The following is a 473-nucleotide window of genomic DNA, read 5'->3' as shown; positions in this document are numbered from 1 at the left end:
AAGGATAACGGATTTATCAAAATGGCGGCCTTTAAACATCTAAAATACTCGGCTGATTAAAAGCCAGGATACTATCAGCTCATCCATTGACGAAAAGTTTGCAACAAAACCCAAAGATCTCGTGGGTTTGCAGCGGATATTCTCTATCAGCACACCCCAAATTGGAGCGTTCTCGCGAGCTATGGTTATACGAATGCGAAGTTCGTTGACGCGACCAGCACTGTGGCAGCAGATACGCGCGTTCCGATGGTGCCGGAACACTCCGGTCGGCTTTGGGTAAATTATGAGTTTGGTCCTGACTTCATGCCCGGTTGGAGCGCAGGTGCAGGCATCTATGCGGCCTCTGACCAGACAATTAACGCTTAGGTCGTGCACTCATAAATAGTCTAGCTATTTGAATGGATTAGTGATTCAAAGGTCTCGGATTTGGAGGTCTTTGATGTCACGTCGCCGCTATGAACTTACAGAACGCG

At 47.8% G+C, this 473-nt stretch carries 1 pseudogene; it reads left to right on the top strand.

Annotated features, from left to right (window positions below):
* Positions 1–120: 120 nt before the first annotated feature.
* A pseudogene (locus ABE527_RS21660) lies at positions 121–366 on the top strand (TonB-dependent receptor domain-containing protein); the annotation flags it as partial.
* Between the last annotated feature and the right edge of the window lie 107 nt (positions 367–473).

Origin of the sequence: Brucella sp. TWI432 (assembly GCF_039674445.1) — a bacterium.
In the GTDB taxonomy this organism is placed as follows: domain Bacteria; phylum Pseudomonadota; class Alphaproteobacteria; order Rhizobiales; family Rhizobiaceae; genus Brucella; species Brucella chromiisoli.
This window is presented reverse-complemented; position numbering and strand designations above follow the sequence as displayed.